The organism is Clostridium tanneri (genome assembly GCF_033659955.1).
GTDB lineage: Bacteria > Bacillota > Clostridia > Clostridiales > Clostridiaceae > Clostridium_AM > Clostridium_AM tanneri.
In genome coordinates this window covers 402833-423281 of sequence record NZ_JARUJP010000001.1, presented here as the reverse complement: position 1 = coordinate 423281, position 20449 = coordinate 402833, and the positions used below count along the sequence as shown (strand labels likewise).

Annotated in this window: 20 protein-coding genes; 19 read left to right on the top strand and 1 reads right to left on the bottom strand. The window is 32.0% G+C overall.

What is annotated here, in order from left to right:
• Positions 1 to 96: 96 nt before the first annotated feature.
• From pdxR to P8V03_RS02030, 4 genes are all read left to right on the top strand, one after another.
• Complete coding sequence (pdxR, locus tag P8V03_RS02045; protein WP_318796585.1) at positions 97 to 1503, top strand: MocR-like pyridoxine biosynthesis transcription factor PdxR; 1407 nt, start codon at positions 97 to 99, stop codon at positions 1501 to 1503.
• A 30-nt stretch (positions 1504 to 1533) separates the two neighbouring features.
• Positions 1534 to 2199, top strand: a complete 666-nt coding sequence (locus P8V03_RS02040; protein WP_318796584.1) for a HEAT repeat domain-containing protein — start codon at positions 1534 to 1536, stop codon at positions 2197 to 2199.
• A gap of 37 nt (positions 2200 to 2236) precedes the next feature.
• On the top strand, positions 2237 to 2884 hold the full coding sequence (locus tag P8V03_RS02035) for a YigZ family protein (RefSeq protein WP_261671900.1): 648 nt from the start codon (positions 2237 to 2239) through the stop codon (positions 2882 to 2884).
• Positions 2885 to 3074: 190 nt separating this feature from the next.
• The gene (locus P8V03_RS02030) at positions 3075 to 3815 is read left to right on the top strand and encodes a YebC/PmpR family DNA-binding transcriptional regulator (protein WP_261671899.1); all 741 of its coding nucleotides are present in this window, start codon (positions 3075 to 3077) and stop codon (positions 3813 to 3815) included.
• 1018 nt (positions 3816 to 4833) lie between these two features.
• Here the strand turns inward: P8V03_RS02030 and P8V03_RS02025 are convergent.
• Positions 4834 to 6132: a hemolysin family protein gene (locus P8V03_RS02025; RefSeq protein ID WP_318796583.1), complete on the bottom strand. Its 1299-nt coding sequence runs from the start codon at positions 6130 to 6132 to the stop codon at positions 4834 to 4836.
• Between the two features lie 261 nt (positions 6133 to 6393).
• Here P8V03_RS02025 and P8V03_RS02020 point away from each other — a divergent pair, with 261 nt between their 5' ends.
• The 15 genes from P8V03_RS02020 (at position 6394) to dtd (ending at position 20437) form a co-directional block, all read left to right on the top strand.
• Positions 6394 to 6993: a hypothetical protein gene (locus P8V03_RS02020; protein WP_261671897.1), complete on the top strand. Its 600-nt coding sequence runs from the start codon at positions 6394 to 6396 to the stop codon at positions 6991 to 6993.
• Positions 6994 to 7081: 88 nt separating this feature from the next.
• On the top strand, positions 7082 to 7678 hold the full coding sequence (gene ruvA / locus P8V03_RS02015; RefSeq protein WP_261671896.1) for a Holliday junction branch migration protein RuvA: 597 nt from the start codon (positions 7082 to 7084) through the stop codon (positions 7676 to 7678).
• Positions 7679 to 7696: 18 nt separating this feature from the next.
• A complete protein-coding gene (gene ruvB, locus P8V03_RS02010; protein ID WP_261671895.1) occupies positions 7697 to 8734 on the top strand; it encodes a Holliday junction branch migration DNA helicase RuvB in 1038 nt (345 codons plus the stop codon).
• A gap of 33 nt (positions 8735 to 8767) precedes the next feature.
• Positions 8768 to 9793: a tRNA preQ1(34) S-adenosylmethionine ribosyltransferase-isomerase QueA gene (gene queA / locus P8V03_RS02005; RefSeq protein WP_261671894.1), complete on the top strand. Its 1026-nt coding sequence runs from the start codon at positions 8768 to 8770 to the stop codon at positions 9791 to 9793.
• A 65-nt stretch (positions 9794 to 9858) separates the two neighbouring features.
• Positions 9859 to 10989: a tRNA guanosine(34) transglycosylase Tgt gene (gene tgt / locus P8V03_RS02000; RefSeq protein WP_318796582.1), complete on the top strand. Its 1131-nt coding sequence runs from the start codon at positions 9859 to 9861 to the stop codon at positions 10987 to 10989.
• A gap of 169 nt (positions 10990 to 11158) precedes the next feature.
• Positions 11159 to 11479, top strand: coding sequence for a preprotein translocase subunit YajC (gene yajC, locus P8V03_RS01995; protein ID WP_318796581.1), 321 nt, complete (start codon positions 11159 to 11161; stop codon positions 11477 to 11479).
• Between the two features lie 59 nt (positions 11480 to 11538).
• Positions 11539 to 11907, top strand: a complete 369-nt coding sequence (locus P8V03_RS01990) for a TIGR04086 family membrane protein (RefSeq protein WP_318796579.1) — start codon at positions 11539 to 11541, stop codon at positions 11905 to 11907.
• 104 nt (positions 11908 to 12011) lie between these two features.
• On the top strand, positions 12012 to 12149 hold the full coding sequence (gene scfA, locus P8V03_RS01985) for a six-cysteine ranthipeptide SCIFF (protein WP_261671890.1): 138 nt from the start codon (positions 12012 to 12014) through the stop codon (positions 12147 to 12149).
• A 126-nt stretch (positions 12150 to 12275) separates the two neighbouring features.
• On the top strand, positions 12276 to 13646 hold the full coding sequence (scfB, locus tag P8V03_RS01980; RefSeq protein WP_318796577.1) for a thioether cross-link-forming SCIFF peptide maturase: 1371 nt from the start codon (positions 12276 to 12278) through the stop codon (positions 13644 to 13646).
• 156 nt (positions 13647 to 13802) lie between these two features.
• Positions 13803 to 15071, top strand: coding sequence for a protein translocase subunit SecD (gene secD, locus P8V03_RS01975; RefSeq protein WP_318796575.1), 1269 nt, complete (start codon positions 13803 to 13805; stop codon positions 15069 to 15071).
• 1 nt (position 15072) lies between these two features.
• Positions 15073 to 15939, top strand: a complete 867-nt coding sequence (gene secF / locus P8V03_RS01970; protein WP_261671887.1) for a protein translocase subunit SecF — start codon at positions 15073 to 15075, stop codon at positions 15937 to 15939.
• A 162-nt stretch (positions 15940 to 16101) separates the two neighbouring features.
• On the top strand, positions 16102 to 16974 hold the full coding sequence (locus P8V03_RS01965; RefSeq protein WP_318796574.1) for a DHH family phosphoesterase: 873 nt from the start codon (positions 16102 to 16104) through the stop codon (positions 16972 to 16974).
• 112 nt (positions 16975 to 17086) lie between these two features.
• On the top strand, positions 17087 to 17605 hold the full coding sequence (locus tag P8V03_RS01960; RefSeq protein ID WP_261671885.1) for an adenine phosphoribosyltransferase: 519 nt from the start codon (positions 17087 to 17089) through the stop codon (positions 17603 to 17605).
• A 112-nt stretch (positions 17606 to 17717) separates the two neighbouring features.
• Positions 17718 to 19895: a RelA/SpoT family protein gene (locus tag P8V03_RS01955; protein ID WP_261671884.1), complete on the top strand. Its 2178-nt coding sequence runs from the start codon at positions 17718 to 17720 to the stop codon at positions 19893 to 19895.
• 92 nt (positions 19896 to 19987) lie between these two features.
• On the top strand, positions 19988 to 20437 hold the full coding sequence (gene dtd, locus P8V03_RS01950) for a D-aminoacyl-tRNA deacylase (RefSeq protein ID WP_318796573.1): 450 nt from the start codon (positions 19988 to 19990) through the stop codon (positions 20435 to 20437).
• Positions 20438 to 20449: the final 12 nt, after the last annotated feature.

The following is a 20449-nucleotide window of genomic DNA, read 5'->3' as shown; positions in this document are numbered from 1 at the left end:
TAAGTATAATTGTGGTTGGCGAACTTAAATTTTGGTACACTAAATTTAGGTTCGTTTATTTTTTAGTTAAATAAGTTATTTGGAGAGTTAATTAAAATGGATAAATACTATGTAGATTTCAAAGAAGGAGAAATACCTAAATATATTACTATTGCAAAACACATAAAGAAACTAATTGATGGAAATAAGTTAGAAGATGGAGAGAAGTTGCCATCTATAAGAAGCCTTGCAATACTACTAGAAGTGAATAATGTAACCATAGTTAATGCTTATAAGAAACTTCAAGGGGATGGTTATGCATTCCAGAAGATGGGCAGTGGAACCTATGCTAAGAGAAAGGATATAAATAAGAGTTTCAAAAAGGAATACTCTGAGGTTTTAAAAAAAATAGCTGGTGAAAGATTAAAGGAATATATAGATTTTACAGGAGAGACTCCTTTTAGCAACTTTTTTCCTGTGGCATCCTTTAAAGATGTACTTAATGAGGTGCTAGATAGAGACGGTGCAGAGGCTCTTGTATATCAAGAGGCATTAGGATATGAGGGACTAAGAAAAAGTATCAGTGAGGTTTTTTGGCAGGATAGAGTCCATAGTGATGATATTTTAATAGTTTCTGGAGCACAGCAGGGAATTGATATAATATCAAAGGCATTAATAAATAACAACGACACTGTGGTTGTTGAAAAACCTACCTATAGCGGTGCGTTATCTGTTTTCAAATGGAGAAGAGCAGATATACTTGAGCTGCCCATAGAGAAAGATGGCGTTGATGTAGAGAAGTTTGAAAAACTACTTAAAAAAAATAAAATTAAGTGTTTCTATACTATGAGCTATTTTCAAAACCCTACAGGAATGACCTACAGTATTGAAAAAAAGGAAAAAATATTGAGACTAGCAGAAATTTATGATTTTTATATTATAGAAGACGATTATCTTTCAGAATTAATTTATGATGAAAGTATAGAGTATAAAAGCTTTAAAAGTCTTGATAAAAATGATAGGGTAATATATATAAAAAGTTTTTCAAAAATATTTCTACCAGGAATAAGAATAGGATATTTAATAGCACCTTTAAAGTTTAAAGAAAGTATTCAAAACTCTAAGGTAAACACAGATATATCTACTTCAAGTCTTATGCAGAGAGCACTGGATTTGTATATAAAAGAAGGCCGTTGGAAGGAATATATAAATAATCTAAAGCTTGTATATAAGGAACGATATATACTCATGGAGAAATACTTAAGAAAGTATTTAGGAGACAAGGTCAGTTTTATAAGTCCAGGTGGTGGACTGCATTTTTATTTAAAAATAAATAATTCTAATGAGGTTGATTCAATAGAGTTGTTTAGAAAGGCTAAGGAAAAAAAGGTTCTTATTACCCCAGGAACTTTATTTTACAAAGTACCTTCTGATGGAAGAGAATATTTTAGAATTGGATTTTCTCAAGCAGATGAAAATTCTATGGAAAAAGGGGTAAAAATAATAGGTAATATACTAGAGTAAAGGATGGTGAGTGTTCTGAATCCAGGGGGAATGCTCAATATAGAATGGAGCGAAATTGACAACTATACAGAAGAGGATATAACATATTTTTTATTTATAGAAGGAAAGTCTATTGATAGTTTATGTAAGATAAGAAATTTAAACAGAGAAACTATTCAAAAGCATATATTAGATGGAAAAATTAAATATGGTATTTTAGCTAAGAGCAGTAATGAGAAGGAACTTTTTGAAAGTATATCTAGGTCAGGAAAGCTGGATAAGGTTGAAGTACTTAAGTGTTTAGATGAAAGTAGCAAGAAGAAGCTTATTAATTATATTAGGACTAACTATGGAGACATGAAGACTAAGGAAAAGGAAAATGCAGTATGGATACTAGGAGAAGTTGGAGACAAAGAGGTATTAAATGTTTTAATTAAAGCCTGTGTTCATAACCATGTTAATGTAAGACGGATGGCTGTATCCGCTGCAGGTAAAATTGGGGATTCAGCAATGGAGCCTATAGCTTTAAAGGCACTAGAAGACATCAATCCCCAAGTAGTTATGTACGCTATAAAAACCTTAATAAAATTAAGAAGCAAAAAGGCTGAAGAAAAGATAAAGGAGATTTGCCGTAAAACAGAAAAAGAATATATTAAAAAAGCAGCAGAAGAATATTTTGATATAATTGGAAATGAAGAGATGAAAATAGGTAACTGACTTTAATTCTTCATTTCATAGAAGGGTGTGATATTAAGTGGGTTATTTTACTATAAAAGATGAAGCAAAAGCTGAATTTGAAGAGAAAAAATCTGTTTTTATTGGTCATGTAAAAAGAGTTTATACAGAAGATGAAGCTAAAGACTTTATAAACAAGATAAAAAGTGAGCATAGAGAAGCAAGACATAATGTTTATGCTTATGTTATTGGAGAAAATAGAGGCATTCAAAGGTATAGCGATGATGGAGAGCCGCAGGGTACAGGTGGAATCCCAGTTTTAGAAGTTATAAAAAAGAATGAAATAACAGACGTAGTTGCGGTAGTTACTAGATACTTTGGCGGTGTTTTACTAGGAAAAGGTGGACTTGTAAGGGCGTACTCTAAAGGAGCAGCTATGGCCGTTAGTGAAGGTGGCATAGTTGAAAAGGTTAAGGGATCAATAGTAGATATTATATTAGATTATGATATGCTGGGCAAAGTGCAATACTTATTTGAGCAAAACCTATGGCATATAGAGAATATTGATTATACAGATAAGGTTAAGCTTACAATGTACTGTCCGCTGGATATACTTGAGGAAGTACAAAAGGGAGTAGTAGAAACTACCAATGGTAAGTGTGAAATTATTATAGGAGATGAAGATTACTATTTCAAATTGGAAAACCGACTATTTAAAGAAAACTAGAATAAGAGAAAATTTATTATACTAATATTTGAATTGTAAAGCCCTTATATGATATAATAATTAACGTGTTTTGCCCAGTATATTGAATTTGGGTGTTAAATTTGCATATAAAAATTATTTTAAATAATATTATACGAGTGTTAATAAGCAGCAATATAATATACAAACCATAAGTTAGGGGGAAGTACATATGTCAGGACATTCAAAGTGGCATAATATACAAGCTAAAAAAGGTAAAATGGATGCTAAAAAGGGTAAAATCTTTACTAAAATAGGTAAGGAATTAGCTATAGCATCTAAAAATGGTGGTTCAAATCCAGATACAAATGCTAAGCTAAGAGATGTTATTGCAAAGGCAAAGGCTAATAATATGCCTCAAGATACAGTAACAAGAGCAATCAAAAAAGGTGCAGGAGAAATGGAAGGAGTAAACTACGAAGAAATAGTTTACGAGGGCTATGGTCCAAGTGGAGTTGCAGTTATAGTAAAAACTTTAACTGACAACAAAAATAGAACAGCAGGTAATGTAAGAGCAGCTTTCACAAAGCAAGGTGGAAACATGGGCTCAACTGGCTGCGTATCTTTCATGTTCCAAACTAAAGGACAGATTGTTATTGAAAGACAAGATAACATGGATGAAGATGAAATCATGATGTTAGCTTTAGATGCTGGTGCAGAGGATTTCGATGCTCAAGAAGAAGTGTTTGAAATAACTACTACTCCAGAAGATTTTGGTACAGTTAGAGAAGCTTTAGAAGGAGCAGGACTTGAATTCCTATCAGCTGAAGTAACAATGATACCAGATACTATGTCTGCAGTAGATATGGAAACAGCAGTGAAGATTCAAAAGCTTATTGATAAGCTTGAGGATGACGATGACGTTCAAGACGTTTATCACAACGCTGAATTCCCAGAAGGATTTGAAGAATAAAGGGTTTACAGATGTTTTAAAACATCAAAAAACTTTAATGTTTATCATAACTAAAGATAAACATTGGTATTTTAGTAATTAATGATTATGACAAACCATTTTTCATGTGAATGTATATAAAAATTCATGTGAGGAGTGGTTTATTTTATATATTTTACATAAAAAAATTGTAATGGACAGAATACTGAAAGTATAATGGTGGTATGGTTTTTTATGAAGGAAAGTTGAGGAAAAAACTCATGTATAAACATTGTTCCGAAACAAATAATAACTAATAAAGAATGAATAAATTTATTTGTCACATATTTTTTTAATATCTTGTCTATAAATTTATCTAATTTTAAATAGAATACCAATAAAGCAATTACTATATTTATAGTTATTATAAAATATAAATATGATAAATTGATTAAGTTTAAATTATTAGTGATATGCACTGAGGATATTATTAGCAGAAAATATATAGATACTAATTGTGTTTTACCTAATATGTTAAAAAAGACATGTTTTTCTTCGTTATTCATATCCATAAAACGATTACCAAAAGCCATCCATAAAAAAATAAGTATATATAAATATTTATTTGGAGTACCTAAAATAAAATTCATATAAAAATCAAATCCTCTCTTTTCTATAATTCAAAACTCCCATCTTGATCATTTATCTGTGAAAGATTTAATATTAAAGAAATATTAGTTTATAAGCCTAAATTGACTTACAGATAGATTGTACCATTTAATACCATAAATTAAAATATAAGTTTCAAAAAGCTATATACTAATTTAACTTTTTTAGGAGATAAACTACAAATTAAAGCTCAGTTAAATTTAAAATAAAACTAAAACAAACAATAAAATTGCACTGGCTTAATAGCCAGTGCAATTTTGGAACTAAAGTCAGTATTAAAAGAGTTTGTGTTAGAAATATATATCCGTAAGTTAAGGTCGTATAAATATTTTAAAATAATTTTTAATAATTTGCACCTACTTAGCTATTAATCAATAACCAAAGATATGTTTTAGCTTTGCTCTGGTGACTTTTTAATTAGTACTTTGTTTATTCTTTTCTTATCACATTTTAATATGATAAATTCATAACCCTCATAGTGGATTTTGTCGTTAATTTGTGGATAGGACTTTAATTGTGAATATATCCATCCTCCTATGGTGTCAATATTTTCTGATTCAATAGTAGGTTCTAGCAGGTCATTTATATCCTCAATAAGAACCTTTCCATCTACAATGTAATTACCTTCTTTATTTCTTATAATTTCTTCACTTTCTTCATCAAACTCATCTTGAATTTCACCGACTATCTCTTCTAAGATATCCTCAATTGTTAGCAATCCAGCTGTTCCACCATACTCATCAACAATTATTGCCATTTGTACTTTTTCTCTCTGAAACACTTTAAATAACTCGCTTATTGACAGTGATTCCGGAACAAATTTAGCCTCACGAATAATATCTTTTATGTTCTCAGTATTACCTTCGATTTTTTGTTTATATAGGTCCTTGATGTGTATAAAACCAATAACATTATCCTTGCTTTCTCTGCATACTGGGTACCTAGTTAATTGTTCCTCTAATGTATAGGCTATTATCTCATCAAAGGAATCCTCAATAAAAACACAGGCCATATCAGTACGAGGTATCATTATGTCTTTTACCGTTGTTTCTGAAAAATCAAATATATTATCTACAAAAGTCAGTTCCGTTTTATCAATTAAGCCATGCTTATAACTATCTTCAACTAATAACTTTATTTCCTCATCTGTATGAGCTGCTTCATGTTCATCCACAATTGATAGACCAAATAATTTTAAAATAGCATTGGTACTGTGATTAAAAGCCCACATTACAGGATAAGTTAGTTTGTAAAATAGGATTAGAGGTTGAGCTGTATACATAGATATTTTTTCTGCACTTATAATAGCCAAAGACTTAGGTACTAACTCTCCAAGTACAATGTGAAAAGCTGTTATTATTGTGAAGGCTATTATAAAGGATATTGAATGCATAGTTACTTCCGATAAGTTGAATAGTTTAAATAATGGTTCAAGAGATTTAGCAATTGCAGGTTCTCCTACCCATCCTAAACCTAGGGATGCTAAAGTTATTCCTAGCTGGCAGGCAGATAAGTATGAATTTAGATCATTAACAACCTTTAAGGTATGTTTTGCACTTTTATTTCCTTCAAGTACTAAAGTTTCTATTCTAGATTTTCGTACTTTAACTACTGAAAACTCTGCCGCAACGAAAAAACCGTTCATAAATACAAGTAATAATACAATAGTAAGATTTATTACAGTAATCATTTATTAATAATTCCCTCCTAAGTTAATATATATCTTTTACTAATTAATACTAAATTAAACAGTAAAAATTATTATATCATATGTTAGTATCAATGTTATAATTAAATTAGTCTTAATAGTGTAAATTATTTGCATAGGAAACTTCTTCTTTTCTTATATTTTTCTCAAAATAAACTTCTTATATTAATAGTTAAATTTTTTACACATGGGAATGTATAATATTACAGGTATCTGTCCATAATATCTCTGAGGAGGGATATTATGGATAAAAGAAAAATACGAACTGTTTTATTAGTCTTTTTAACTATTACAATTTTTGGTTTAAGCTATTATATATGCATAAGTAAATTAAAAAATACAAACCTAAAGAAGGATAGATATCAGGTTGAGAATAACAAAGGAAGAGACGCTCTAACTGTAAACTCCAGTGCAGAGGGAATAATATCAACTGGTTCTAATGTGATTTTCAAAACAAAATATGCAAAAAGCAATGAAATTATAATTGATAAAGAGGAAAAAGCTAGAGATATATCTGCGAAAAATAAATCTCAAATAGAAGAGACTTATAAGGATGAAGGTTATAAAGTTCAAAGCATGACTCCATCTGAGGTTATAATGATGAGAGAAGTAGACAAATATGCTCCTAATAAATACGTTCTTGGCATAAAAGATCAATGTATTGCTATATATAAAACAGATAAAGATGGAAATATGTTTATTGAAAATGATAAAAGAGATATAACTGATATAAGGATTGATAAGCTTAAACAAGCAGATATCCAACTTTTAACCCGTGGAGATAACTATTTTCAATGTGATACAAGAGAAGAAGCAGAATCACGCCTTGAAGACTATGAATAATAGCCTTCAGGGCGCTTTTACTTTACTTGAATTAAATTCATCAAAATGGTAAAGTAATATGTGATATTTATAATTTTGGAGGAAAACTATGTATGAATATATAAAGGGAAACTACATTGGTATGAATAAGGATTACATAGTAGTTGAAAATAATGGCATAGGCTATAAAATATATACTTCCGGTAGTACTTTAGCTAAAACTCCTAAAGCAGGAGAAGAGATTTTTCTTTATTTGCAGCAAATTGTAAGAGAAGACTTTATAGGCTTATACGGCTTTTTAACTAAAGAAGAACTTAATATGTTTAACCTGCTGCTGACTATAAGTGGAGTAGGAGCAAAGGCATCCTTGTCACTTTTATCTATAAGCAATGTGAATAACTTAAAATATGCAATACTATCTGGAGATGAAAAGACAATTACTAGGGCACCGGGAATAGGTAAGAAGATGGCCCAAAGAATTATTTTGGAGCTAAAAGATAAGATACAGCCAGATGAACTTATAGGTGAAGCTGGTGAAGGGGCTATAAATATAGAACAGAATACAGAAAATATATCAGAAGCATTAGAAGCTCTTATGGCCTTAGGATATACGGAGAAAGAAGGACAAAAGGCTCTAGCTTCTGTAGATAAAGGGGAGTCTGTAGAAAATATTATTAAAAAAGCATTAAAGATTTTAATGAGTTAAAAATAGGTGGTGGTGGTTATGGAAGAAAGAATAGTAACGGCTTCAAATTTAGATGAGGATAGAGATAATGAATATAGCTTGAGACCTCAAAGATTAAAGGAATATATTGGACAAAAAAAGGTTAAGGATAAGCTTAAGATTTTTATAGAAGCGGCTAAAAAAAGAAAAGAAGCATTAGATCATGTACTCCTCTATGGACCACCAGGTCTAGGTAAAACTACCTTAGCAAATATCATAGCTATGGAAATGGGAGGAACTTTAAAGGTTACTTCAGGACCAGCTATAGAAAGAGCAGGAGATTTAGCAGCAATTTTAACAAGTCTTAATGATTATGATGTCTTATTTATAGATGAAATTCATAGATTAAATAGGAATGTTGAAGAAATACTGTACCCTGCTATGGAGGATTATGCTCTAGACATTGTTATTGGAAAAGGAGCTTCTGCGAAATCTATAAGACTGGACCTTCCTAAATTTACTCTTATAGGAGCAACTACAAGAGTAGGTCTTTTAACATCACCTTTGAGGGACAGATTTGGTGTATTATGTCCTATGGAATTTTATGAAAATGATGAGCTTAAAGAGATCATAGTAAGATCTGCTAGGATATTAAATACAGAAATAGATGAAGAGGCTGCTTATGAAATAGGAAAGAGATCAAGAGGAACACCAAGAATAGCTAACAGACTCTTAAAAAGAGTGAGAGACTATTCAGATGTTAGAGGAACGGGAATAATAGACTTGGAAACAACAAAGGCAGCTTTAGAACTTTTAGATGTAGATAAAGAAGGTTTTGACAGTATAGATAATAAAATATTAACAGCAATAATAGATAGCTTTAATGGAGGGCCTGTTGGACTTGAAACTCTTGCGTACTTTATTGGAGAAGAACTGGATACTATTCAAGATGTCTATGAACCCTACTTGTTACAAAAGGGCTTTATAATAAGGACACCAAGAGGAAGAGTGGCATCAGATAGTGCTTATGTGCACCTAAATAGAGTAAAAAAGCCAGATAGAGTATCAGGTAATCAATCCTCTATATTTGATAAATAATTAGCTTACAAAAGAAAGAGAGTGTGGAATATTTTGAAGGTTACAGACTTTGATTTTTACTTACCAGAAGAGTTGATTGCTCAACATCCATTAGAGCAAAGGGATGAAGCAAGATTAATGCTTTTAGATAAGGAAACAGGTGAAATTGAACATAAGATTTTTAAAGATATAGTGGATTATCTGCAGCCTGGGGACTGTCTTGTACTTAACGATACAAGAGTACTTCCAGCAAGACTTATAGGCGGAAAAGAAGGCACTGGCGGGAAAATGGAGTTCTTACTTTTAAAAAGAACAGATAAGGATACCTGGGAGACCCTAGTTAAACCAGGTAAGAGAGCCCAGATAGGTAGTAGATTTGTATTTGGAAACGAAGAGCTTAAAGCAGAAGTTGTAGGTATGGGAGAAGAAGGAAGTAGAATAGTTAAATTTGAATATGAAGGTATATTTGAAGAAGTTTTAGACAGATTAGGGCAAATGCCGCTGCCTCCATATATAACAGAAAAGCTTGATGATAAGGAAATGTACCAAACTGTTTACTCTAAAGAACAGGGATCAGCAGCAGCACCTACAGCTGGCCTTCATTTTACCAAGGAACTTTTAGAGCAGATAAAAGAAAAGGGTGTAAATATAGCCTTTTTAACCCTCCATGTTGGACTTGGAACTTTTAGACCTGTAAAGGTAGAAAATATACTAGAGCACAATATGCATTCAGAATACTATTGTATGTCAAAGGCTACTGCTGATATAATAAATAGAACAAAGGAAAGTGGAAAAAATGTGATAGCAGTGGGAACTACTTCCTGTAGGACCTTAGAAACTATAGGTGATGAAAACGGAAGGGTAAGAGAACAGTCAGGATGGACAGATATATTTATATACCCGGGATACAAATATAAAATCGTAGATAAACTAATTACAAATTTCCATCTTCCACAGTCAACTTTAATAATGCTTGTAAGTGCTTTAGCTGGAAGAGAAAATGTAATGAAGGCCTATGACTTAGCGGTAAAGGAAAGATATAGATTTTTTAGCTTTGGAGATGCTATGTTTATAAAGTAAGATTAAATTCTAAAAAGTTAGTTACTAATAGATTATATAAGGCTAGTTGAAAAAGGAGTGTTTAGATGTACAAATTACTTAAGAAAAGTGGAAAGGCTAGAAGAGGAGAATTTACCACTCCTCATGGTGTAGTTCAGACTCCAGTATTTATGAATGTAGGAACATTAGCAGCCATAAAGGGAGCTGTGTCTAGCATGGATTTAAAGGAAATAGGATGTCAGGTTGAACTTTCTAATACCTACCATCTTCATTTAAGACCTGGTGATGAAGTAGTGAGAAAAATGGGTGGATTACATAAATTTATGAACTGGGATAGACCTATTTTAACAGATTCCGGTGGTTTCCAAGTGTTTTCATTATCAAAGATGAGAAAGATTAAAGAAGAAGGAGTATACTTTAACTCTCATATTGATGGAAAGAAGATATTTATGGGACCGGAAGAAAGCATGAGAATACAAAGCAATTTAGCTTCTACAATAGCTATGGCCTTTGATGAATGCATACCAAACCCTTCACCTAGAGAGTATGTTATAAAATCTGTAGAAAGAACCACTAGATGGCTTCATAGATGCAAAGAGGAAATGGATAGATTAAATTCTCTACCAGATACTATAAATAAAAAGCAAATGCTTTTTGGAATAAATCAAGGTGGAGTATATGAGGATATAAGAATAGAACATGCTAAAACTATAACTAAATTAGACCTAGACGGCTATGCTATCGGAGGTTTAGCAGTTGGAGAAACCCATGAGGAAATGTACAGAATAATAGATGCAGTTGCTCCCCATCTTCCAGAGGATAAGCCAATTTATCTTATGGGTGTAGGTCTCCCAAGTAATATACTTGAAGCTGTAGATAGAGGAGTAGACTTTTTTGATTGTGTTCTTCCAGCGAGAAATGGAAGGCATGGACATGTATTTACTAAAGATGGTAAAATAAACTTAATGAATGCAAAATTTGAGTTGGATGGTAGTCCAATAGATGAAGGCTGTCAGTGTCCTACATGTAAGAATTATTCAAGAGCTTATATAAGACACTTATTTAAGGCCAAGGAAATGCTTGCGATGAGACTTTGCGTACTACACAATCTTTACTTCTACAATAATCTTATGAAGGAAATAAGAGATGCTATTGACGGAGATTATTTTAAAGAATATAAGAAAGAGAAGCTGGAGCAATGGGGTGGAAGAGCGTAGCTTAGACAATACTCCCACTAAGGAATTGTTGCAATTAATAAATATGGTAGATAATTGACAGAGGACAATTGATGTTAAGTGAAATTTTATAAAAGAGAACCTTATCTATCTATTGTCCATTGTTAACTTATTATAAATGGATAAGACAGAAATAAAGGAGGTGAATAGGATGAAACTATTAATTCAATTATCACCAATATTATTCATGATGCTCTTCTTTTACTTAATAATATTTATACCAGAAAATAAAAGAAAAAAGAAATACAGAGCAATGTTAGACAACCTTAAAGTAAATGATGAAATTATGACTAAAGGCGGTATGGTAGGTAAGATAGTAAATACTCAGGACAGATTTATCATAGTGCAAACTGGACCAGACAGAGTTAAAATAAAGCTTGATAAAACTGGAGTGTTAAATTTATTAGCTGAAGTTGAGCCTCTTGAGAAGAAACCAGAAGAAAAAAAGGTTGAAACTAAAAAGGAAGCCTAAATTTTAATCATAAAACACCTTCTCTCTACATAGATACTATTAGATGGGAGGTGTTTTTTATGGAAAAAAACAACAGCTACCTTCCTGCGGCGGAAGGGGTACTTAGGGGTTTTATCATAACAGTGGTATTACTTTTGATTTTTGCAGTTATAATGACCTTTATTGATGTTAGTGAAAGTGTAAGCTCAATGTTTTATCTTATCACAACTCTTTTAAGCATAATGTACGGAGCTATTTATGCAGTTAGAAAAATCAAAAGAAGAGGTTGGTTTATAGGAATTCTTGTCACACTGTTGTACTTATCTATACTTTATATAGTTTCGGTAATATCAGGAAACTCAGCAGTTATAGGCACAGACAGAATGCTCAGGTTTTTCCTTGCTGTGTTTGTAGGGGCATTGTCAGGAATTATAGGAATAAATTTGTAAAATAGCAGTAAGCATCTAAGGAAATTGTCCATTATTAAAACTTTATTTTATCCTTAGTTTATGTTATAATCAAACGGAAAACTTTAAAAATGGAGGAATTTTATATGAAACATATAAGAACAATAAACAGAACTAACTTAAAGGACAGCTTAAAGAAGCCAGGATGCAAAGAGTGTGCTAACTCATGTCAATCAGCATGCAAAACTTCTTGTACAGTGGCTAACTTAGCTTGCGAAAATTAATATACATTAAAGCAGTAACATAATGTTACTGCTTTAACTTTAAGTAGACATTTATAGCTTTGTGTTTAGAGTATAATTAATTAAAATAATTTATAAATAGGTACATTTAACAAGGAGGAAATTAAAGTGGCAGATATACATAAGTTTAAACAAGGTGAAGATTATTACATAATTGATATAAATTCAGGATCAGTACATGTAGTGGATGAATTGGTGTACGATCTTTTAGATGATGAAAAGTTAAGAGGTTTAGATGAACTTTTAGCTGAATTTAAGGACAAGTATTCAGAAGAAATAATAAGGGAAGCTTACGGTGAAGTTGAAGAGCTAGTTACAGAGGGAATACTATACTCAAAGGATCTATATGAAGGAATAGCTTTAGCTTCTGATAATGGAGAATCCTTTGTAAAAGCATTGTGTCTAAATATAGTGCATGACTGTAACTTAAGATGTAAATATTGCTTTGCAGATGAAGGAGAGTACAAAGGCTGTAGAAAAATGATGTCTGCAGAAGTAGGAAAAAAATCTATAGATTTTGTTATAGAAAAATCCGGTCCTAGAAAAAATATTGAGATAGATTTATTTGGTGGAGAACCATTAATGGCCTTTAATACTATAAAGGAAATCGTAGAATATGGGAAAGAAAAGGAAAAAATGCATAATAAAAACATAAGATTTACGATGACAACTAATGCAACTCTATTAAACGATGAGATAATGGACTATCTAGATAAAAATATGGGAAATATAGTTTTAAGCATAGATGGAAGAAAAGAAATAAATGACAAAGTAAGGGTAAGGGTAGACGGAAGCGGAAGCTTTGATGCTATATTGCCTAAAATAAAGAAGATGGTAGAAGTGAGGGACAAGTCAAAACAGTACTATGCTAGAGGAACCTTTACAAGAGAAAATACCGATTTCTTTGAGGATGTAAAGTTTTTAGCAGAAGAGGGTTTTGATGAAATATCTGTAGAACCAGTAGTTCTTCCAGAAGAACATCCTCTTTCATTAAGAGAGGAAGACCTTCCAACTATATATGAGCAATATGATAAGCTTTATGAGGAAATGGTTAAACGTCATAAAGAGGGAAGAGAGTTTAAATTCTATCATTTCAATATAGATCTTCAGGGCGGACCTTGTGTATATAAGAGAATATCAGGCTGCGGAGCTGGACATGAATATGTAGCTATAACTCCAGATGGAGATATATACCCATGTCATCAATTTGTAGGAAATGAAGATTTTAAAGTTGGAAGCATATATGACAATAAAGAATTAAATAAAGATATAGAAAATAAGTTCAAGAAAGCCCACATATATAACAAGCCAGAGTGTAAAAAATGCTGGGCAAGATTTTACTGCAGTGGAGGATGTCAAGCAAATAACTACAACTTTAATGGTGACATGAATATACCATATTCATTAGGATGTAAGATGCAGAAAAAGAGAATAGAGTGTGCAATTGCATTAAAATCAAAAGTTATGGAAGAAAAGTAGTAGTATTTACAAAATCCATATATAGTTTACAAAGTACTTAAATCTTATAAATATTGACTAATCTTTTTTATTGACGGGATTTTTTTAAAGTAATATAATGGCTTATGTATATGTTTGTAAATATAAGGAACTGATTATACACAAAGGAGGATGAAAATGAAGAATAGGACAAAAAGTACCGTACTATTTATACTATGTGTACTTGTAATAGGTTTTCTAGCTTATTCTGGTGTCTATGGAGTCACTGCTGGAGGATATAGATTAAAACCCTTTAGTGAAGTTATAAATAGAGGACTTGATCTTCAGGGGGGAGTTTCTGTTCTAGAAGAAATTCAGGCTGATAAAGTTGACCAAGAGACTATGAGCAAGGTAACAGAATTATTGTCTATGAGAGTTAACAAGCTGGGAGTAAGTGAAACTGTTGTTACAAGAGAAGGACAAAAGAGAATAAGAATAGAAATACCAGGAAAGTATGATGCTAAAGAAGTTATCGATGGTGTTGCTAAAACTGGTGAGCTTAAGTTTGTAGGTCCAGATAAGCAGACTATTCTTACTGGTAAAGATGTTAAAAAGGCTACAGCATATGTAGATTCACAGGATGGAAAACCAACAATAAGTCTTGAGCTAAATGATGCTGGAACTAGAAAGTTTGCAGATGCAACTCAAAAGTTTATAGGTCAGCCTATAACTATTACCATGGATGAGGATGAGCTTACAAGCCCAACGGTTCAAGCTCATATAACTAATGGTAAAGCTGTAATTACAGGAAGCAAGAGTCTTGACGAAGCTAAGAGACAGGCTAATATAATTAACTCTGGTGCACTACCTGTTACTGTTAAACCAGTAGAAGTTAAGACAATAGGAGCATCACTAGGTGCAAACGCACTTCCATTAAGTATTTTAGCTGGTAAAGTTGGTATAGCAATAGTAATGATATTTATGATTCTTTACTATAGAATACCAGGAGTTATTGCAAGTATAGCATTGGTACTATATATATACATAGTGCTTTTAGCCTTTGCAAGTGTAAATGTTACTTTAACTCTATCAGGTATAGCAGGTTTCCTTCTTACAGTAGGTATGGCGGTAGATGCCAGCATACTTATATTTGAAAGAATGAAGGAAGAACTTAAAAGTGGAAAATCTATTAAGGCAGCAATAGATTCAGGTTTCCATAGAGCTATGTCTTCTGTACTTGATGCTAATATAACTACAATCATTGCCGGTGTTGTACTTTACGGACTTGGTTCAGGTTCTGTTAAAGGTTTCGCATTGACACTGATTATAGGTGTTGCTTTAAGTATGTTTACCGCTATAACAGTGACAAGATGGTTAATAAAACTTGCTGCTGGCATGGGATGGTTTAAGCATAAATGGTCCATAGGAACCTTCGGAGTACATGATTTCAGAAGGGGGGTAAAATAGTATGCTTAAAATCATAGAAAAAACTAAGATATGGTTTACTATTTCTGCAATTATAATAGTAGTAGGACTTGGCTTCATGGCTACTAGAGGCTTGGAATACGGTTTGGATTTCAAAGGTGGTACAGTAGTTCAATTTAACATTGGTAAAGACTTTAATAAAGCAGATATTGATGCCATAGTTAAAAAGTATGATAAAGATTTTCAGTCTAATAAGGTAAATAACACTTTTATTGAGATAAAGAGTGCTAATTTAACTAGTGACAATATAAGCAGCATCGAAAAAGATGTTAAAGCAAAGTTTAAAGAGAGCAGTTTAACAAATCAAGAAAATATCGGTGCTGCAATTGGTAAGGAAACAAGAAATAAGGCTATTCAAGCAGTTTTATTAGCAACTGTTGCAATGCTGATATATATAGGCATAAGATTCGAGTTTAAATTTGGAATGGCAGCGATTTTATCAATTGTGCATGACATATTTGTAATGTTAGCAGTATATTCTATCTTTAGAATACCTATAGATTCAAGTTTCATAGCAGCTATACTAACAGTTATAGGTTATTCTATAAACGATACTATAGTTGTTTTTGACAGAATAAGAGAAAACCAAAAATATGCTAGAAGAATGAGTGTAACAGAGCTTGCAAATGCCAGCATAACTCAAACTGTGGCTAGATCTATAAATACAGTTTTAACTGTTGTAATTACATTATTTGCAGTTTATGCTTATGTGCCTTCAATAAGAAACTTCTCAGAACCACTTTTAATAGGTATAATATCAGGATGCTATTCATCAATATTTATAGCAACTCCTTTCTGGGTAATGCTAAAAAAACATGGAGGCAAAAAGAAATTACAGCCTGCAAAGTAGTAAACTCTTTAAAATACTAGTTTAATATGATAAAATAAAAAATCTAGAGTATATGAAACTCTAGATTTTTTATTGCTATCAAATCCTTCTATAAAGTATTTGTAAAAAACGACAATATCATTTATAATATATATGCTTTCGATAAATTTGGAGGATTTTATTATGGAGAGACAAAACACTAAAATACATCATTCAGAGTTTACACATATGCAAGACCCCTTTCGCTTAAAGGGAATGAAAGAGGCCTTAACTAGAATAATAAAGGCAGTAAATGAAAGAGAAAAGATAGTAATTTATGGATACTATGATTTAGATGGTATAGCATCAGTATCTTTATTGCTGCTGGTTTTAAAGTATTTAAATGCAGATGTAGAGTATTTTGTTTCTGATGATATAGATGAAAAGTTTGGCATAAACTCAGATGTGGTAAGAAATCATATAAAGTTTTTAGGTGCAAAGCTAATGATAACTGTAGGCTGCGGAGTGAATTCTGTTTCTCAGGTAGAACTGTGCAAGGAGTTAGGCATAGATGTTATTATAACAGATAACCATAAATGCAAAAAAGAATTGCCAGATACCGTTATAATAAATCCAAATCAAAAAGGCTGCAGCTATCCCTGTAAGGTTTTAACAGCAGGAGGAATTGCTTTTAAGCTGGCACAGGCTATATCTATGTATTATCAGATGAAATGTATAAGTAAATATTTGGATTTAGCCATGCTTGGAACCTTATCAAAGGGTTTTAATATAACTGGTGAAAATAAACTCATAGTTAATCAAGGAATTCATCATTTGAATTATACCAATAACTATGGATTTAAGGCTTTGTTAAAGGTGCATAAAATCTCAAGTATAAATAAGGAAAGTATATACAGATTAGCACATAATATTATACCTTCAGTGAAGAATAGAAGGTGTGTAGATAACGCTAGAATAGCGGTAGAACTTTTTACTACCACTAATATGGACAGGGCTGAACAGATAGCTAAATATTTAAAGAACGAAATAAGAGGAAATGAGCTGTGTGTTCTTTAAAAATGTGTTTTAAAACTTGAATATATGTCAATAATTAATATATAATAAGATGGTATAAAATTTGAGATATTTCTCGAGTTTTCGCCTAACAATAATTGAGGGGGAATACTAAGTGGATTTAAAGGAAAAGATAAGAATAATAGATGGATTTCCAAAGGAAGGAATAAGCTTTAAAGATATTTCTACTATATTACAGGATAAGGATGCATTCAAATATACAATAGACAAGATAGTAGAACATCTTAAAGATAAAAACATAGATATGGTAGTAGGTCCAGAAGCTAGAGGTTTTCTATTTGGAGTACCAGTAGCCTATGCTATAGGAGCTGGATTTGTTCCAGTAAGAAAAAAGGGTAAGCTTCCATATGAAACTATAAGCATAAACTATGATTTAGAATATGGTAGTGATGAATTAGAAATACATAAAGATGCAATTAAACCAGGTCAAAGAGTTGCTGTTATAGATGATCTACTAGCAACAGGTGGAACTATAAGTACAGTTGCTAAGCTGGTTGAGCAAGTTGGAGGAGAAGTTGTAACTCTAGACTTTGTAATAGAATTAAAGGATTTAAAGGGAAGAGATAAGTTAGAAAACTATGAAGTAATGTCTTTAGTGGAGTATGACATTTAATTATATATATAAATAATTTAAAATTGCAAGTTTCTACAGTATATAATATAATAGTAATAAAAAATAATGGCTGGTTTTGGTAACCAGCCATTGATTTTAAGGGAGTAGTAGTATGCTGGAAAAGATAATGGAGAAAATAGATAAAAATTGTAGTAATGTAGATAAAGAGATGGTAAAAAAAGCATATAACCTTGCCTATGAAGCACATAAGGATCAAAGGAGAGAGTCCGGTGAACCTTATATAGCTCACCCCGTAGAGGTGGCGTGTATATTAGCAGAGATGGGCATGGACACCAGTACAATTACAGCAGGACTACTCCATGATGTAATAGAAGATACAGAGTATAGCTTTGAAGACCTAAGCAGAGAATTTAGTGTAGAAATTGCTAATCTTGTAGATGGTGTAACTAAGCTTGGTAAGATAAAATATAAAACAAAAGAAGAGCAGCAGGCAGATAATGTGAGAAAAATGCTCCTTGCTATGGCAAAGGATATAAGAGTTATATTAATAAAGCTAGCAGATAGATTACACAATATGAGAACATTAAAATATATGCCTGTAGAAAAGCAAAAAGAAAAGGCTAAAGAAACCTTTGATATATATGCTCCCCTTGCCCATAGATTAGGTATGTCAAAAATTAAGTGGGAGTTAGAAGATTTAGCTTTCAGATATATGAATGCAAATGAATACTACTTTATAGTTAGAAAAATAGCGGAAAAACGAGTTGAGAGAGAAAATTATATAGAAGAAATAGTAAACCAATTAGAGAATAACCTTAATAAGGCGGCTATCCCATGTGATATAGAAGGAAGACCTAAGCACTTCTACAGCATATATAGAAAAATGGTGAAAAAAAATAGGACTATCGATCAAATATTCGATTTAACTGCTATAAGAATATTGGTTGATAGTGTAAAAGATTGTTATGCAGTATTGGGAATAGTTCATACTATATTTAAACCTATACCTGGCAGATTTAAAGACTATATTGCGATGCCGAAGCCTAATATGTATCAATCTCTACATACCACAGTAATTGGACCACAGGGAAAACCTTTTGAGATACAAATTAGAACCTTTGAAATGCACAAAACTGCTGAGTATGGAATAGCAGCTCACTGGAAATACAAAGAAGGTGTCGACAACGCAGAAGATATAGATAAAAAGCTCACCTGGCTTAGAGAAATTTTAGAATGGCAGGGCGAAACTTCCGATGCAGAAGAATTTATGGAAGGTTTTAAGATAGATTTATTCTCAGATGAAGTATTTGTATTTACTCCAAAGGGAACTGTAATTAACTTACCTAATGAGGCCACACCTATAGATTTTGCATATAAAATACACACTGATATTGGAAATAGGTGTGTAGGTGCAAAGGTAAATGGCAAGATGGTTCCGTTAGATTATCAATTGAAAACTGGTGAAATTGTTGAGATATTGTCCTCTAGTACACCAAAGGGTCCTAGTATTGATTGGCTAAATTTAGTGAAGAGTAATCAGGCAAAAAGCAAAATAAGAGCTTGGTTTAAGAAAGCCAAACGTGAGGAAAATATTATTAAAGGAAAAGAGCTACTTGAAAGGGAAGCTAAGAAGCAGGGGTATAACTTTGGAGAAATAGGAAAAGGGGATATACTAGACAGTATATTAAAAAGATATAATATGAATTCTGCTGACGATTTATATGCAGCAGTAGGTGTAGGTGCTGTAGTTCCCTCAACTATAGTGATTAAGATAAAGGAAATGTTCTATAAAACAGAAAAAAGCGAAAGTAATGATTGGAGAGTCATTCAAGAGCAATTAAATAGGGGAGCTGCTAAGCCTAATAAAGTGAAACAAAAATCTCCAGGGGTAATTGTAAAAGGTGAGACCAATGTACTTGTAAGGTTTGCAAAATGCTGCAATCCTGTTCCAGGGGATGAGATAATAGGCTATATTACAAAAGGAAGAGGAGTTTCTATACATAGAGAGGACTGTAAGAATGTAGATTTCCTACTACAAAATGAGAATAATAAACTTATAGAAGTAAGTTGGGGAAGACCTAAAGGTGCTGAATATGTAACGGAAATTCAAATTCAAGCAGAAAATAGAGAAGGACTACTGGCTGAGTCTATGGAAATCATAAGCAATAGCAAAACCTCTCTATATGCAGTAAATGCTAAACCTGCTAAGAACAATATTGCCTATATTAGTATACAATTAAAGATATCTGATATCGAAGATTTAAAAGATGTTATGAAAAGAATAAGAAAAATTAGAGGAGTTCTTGATGTATATAGAACTAAGAGATAACTTTTCATATTTGTATTTATAGATAAGATTCAGCTAGAGGATTCTCTGCTGAATCTTACTTCTACTTAATAAAATTTTAAGGGGTGTTTTTAATGCGTGTGGTGGTACAAAGAGTTAAATACTCAAAGGTAGTAGTAGATGGAGAATTAATAGGGGAAATTAATAAAGGGTTAAATGTTTTACTTGGTATATCTAAAGAAGATACCTTAGAGGACCTAAGTTATATAAAAGATAAAGTACTTAATTTAAGAATATTCGAAGACGAAAATGGTAAGCTTAATAAATCCCTTATGGATATAGGTGGTGACCTTCTAGTAGTTTCACAATTTACTTTATATGGAGATTGTAGAAAAGGTAGAAGACCAAGCTTTATAGAGGCTTTAGGTGGAGAAGAAGCAGAAAAAATTTATGAAGAATTTGTAAGACAGTGTAGGGAAATTGTTCCTAAGGTTGAAACAGGAAAATTTGGTGCAGACATGATGGTGACTATAGAAAATGATGGCCCTGTTACACTTATGATAGACAGTAAAAAGAATTTTTAGGCGGTGGACTCT